The organism is Caulobacter sp. (assembly GCF_049283275.1).
Taxonomy (GTDB): domain Bacteria; phylum Pseudomonadota; class Alphaproteobacteria; order Caulobacterales; family Caulobacteraceae; genus Caulobacter.
Genome location: NZ_JBAPVS010000071.1, coordinates 1 through 2,042 on the forward strand (window position 1 = coordinate 1; position 2,042 = coordinate 2,042).

Genomic DNA, 2,042 nt, shown 5'->3' on the forward strand with positions numbered 1-2,042 from the left:
CCCCGACCCCGGTGATCGCGGCCCCCGCCGCGGCGGCGTCTACTCCGGCTCCGGCCTCGACGCCCGCTCCGCTCGTCGTCCCGGCCACGCCGGACACCCCGATGTAACTGCAGGCTTGGCCTAAAAAGAAGGGCGGCTCCTCGCGGGGCCGCCCTTTTTCTGGGTCCATCTAGCGGCTGATCACCACCACTTCGTCGCCTTGGTCTTGAAGCCCGCGGCCTTCTCCATCGCGCCGGCCACCGAGAAGACCGTGCCTTCGTCCAGCGGCTTGCCGATGATCTGCAGGCCCAGCGGCAGGCCGTTGGCGTCCAGGCCGGCGGGCAGCGACAGGCCCGGCAGACCCGCCAGGTTGGTGGTCACCGTGAACACGTCGTTCAGGTACATGGCGATCGGATCGCTGGAGTTCTCGCCCAGGCCGAACGCCGCCGACGGCGCGGTCGGGGTCAGGATGGCGTCGCACTTTTCCCAGGCGCTGTCGAAGTCCTCGGCGATGCGGCGACGCACCTTCAGGGCCTTCAGGTAGTAGGCGTCGTAATAGCCGGCCGACAGCACGTAGGTGCCGATCAGGATGCGGCGCTTGACCTCGTCGCCGAAGCCCTCCGCGCGGGTGTTCTCGTAGACCTCGGTCAGGTTGGCGCCCTCGGCCCGAAGGCCGTAGCGCATGCCGTCGTAGCGGGCCAGGTTCGAGGACGCCTCGGCCGGCGCCACGATGTAGTAGGCCGGCAGGGCGTACTTGGTGTGCGGCAGGCTGATCTCGACGATCTCGCAGCCGGCCTCCTTCAGCCAGGCGACGCCGTCGGCCCACAGCTTCTCGATTTCGGCCGGCATGTTGTCGACACGATATTCCTTGGGAATGCCGATCCGCAGGCCCTTGACCGACTTGCCGACGAAGGCGGCGAAGTCCGGCACCGGCACGTCCAGGCTGGTGCTGTCCTTGGGGTCATGCCCCGACATCGACCGCAGCAGGATCGCCGCGTCCTCGACGGTCTTGGCGATCGGGCCGGCCTGGTCCAGCGAGCTGGCGAAGGCCACCGTGCCCCACCGCGAGCAGCGGCCGTAGGTCGGCTTGATGCCTACGGTCCCGGTGAACGCGGCCGGCTGACGGATCGAGCCGCCGGTGTCGGTGGCGGTGGCGCCCAGGCACAGGTCGGCGGCCACGGCCGCGGCGCTGCCGCCCGAGCTGCCGCCCGGCGTCAGGGCCTGGTTGGAGCCGGACTTGCGCCAGGGATTGATCACCGGGCCGTAGGCGCTGGTCTCATTGGACGAGCCCATGGCGAATTCATCGAGGTTCAGCTTGCCCAGCATCACCGCCCCGTCGCGCCACAGCTGACTGGTGACGGTCGACTCGTAGTGCGGGACGAACGGCTCGAGGATCCGCGAGGCGGCGGTGGTCGGCACGCCCTCGGTGCAGAACAGGTCCTTGATGCCCAGCGGGATGCCGTCCAGCGGACGGCCAGCGCCAAGCGCTCTGCGGGCGTCCGAGGCGGCGGCCATCGACAGGGCCTGCTCGGGGGTCTCGAACAAGAAGGCGTTCAGGCCGCGCGCGGCCTCGACGGCCTCGATGTGGGCGCGGGTCAGCTCGACCGAGGTGAAGTCCCCGGCCTCCAGCCCGTCCAGCGCGCCCTTGAGGGTGAGAGAGGTCAGCGAAGTCATTGTTATTCAACCACCTTCGGGACCACGAAGAACCCATTCACCGACTTGGGCGCATTGCCGGTGATCATCTCGGCGTCGCCGCCCATGGTCACCACGTCGTCGCGCAGCGGCAGGCCGGCATGCACGACGCTGGTCAACGGCTCGACGCCGTCGGTGTCGACCTCGGCCAGCTGCTCGATCCACGTCATGATGCCGTTGAGCTCCTGGGCCAGGGGCTCCAGGCGATCTTCGGGCGTGGCGATCCGCGCGAGCCGCGCGACCTTCCGCACGGTGGCGGCGTCAATGGCCATGGGGGCCTCCTGAAATTCGAGCGTGTGGGTTAGCCGTCATGCGTCTTGGTTTCAAGGCGCGGCTTTGGCTTTCAACCTCATCCTGAGCTTGTCGAAGGA

2 protein-coding genes are annotated in these 2,042 nt (G+C 68.7%); both read right to left on the minus strand.

Annotated elements, in window-relative coordinates; all coding sequences use genetic code 11:
- Positions 1 to 180: 180 nt before the first annotated feature.
- The gene (gene gatA / locus WAL33_RS03535) at positions 181 to 1,653 is read right to left on the minus strand and encodes an Asp-tRNA(Asn)/Glu-tRNA(Gln) amidotransferase subunit GatA (protein ID WP_422178546.1); all 1,473 of its coding nucleotides are present in this window, start codon (positions 1,651 to 1,653) and stop codon (positions 181 to 183) included.
- Positions 1,654 to 1,655: 2 nt separating this feature from the next.
- A complete protein-coding gene (gene gatC, locus WAL33_RS03540) occupies positions 1,656 to 1,943 on the minus strand; it encodes an Asp-tRNA(Asn)/Glu-tRNA(Gln) amidotransferase subunit GatC (protein WP_422178548.1) in 288 nt (95 codons plus the stop codon).
- Between the last annotated feature and the right edge of the window lie 99 nt (positions 1,944 to 2,042).

Excerpts from the sequence above, each read along its gene's own strand:
- gatC (WP_422178548.1), bottom strand. The coding sequence starts at position 1,943 with ATGGCCATTGACGCCGCCACCGTGCGGAAGGTCGCGCGGCTCGCGCGG.
- gatA (WP_422178546.1), bottom strand. The coding sequence starts at position 1,653 with ATGACTTCGCTGACCTCTCTCACCCTCAAGGGCGCGCTGGACGGGCTG.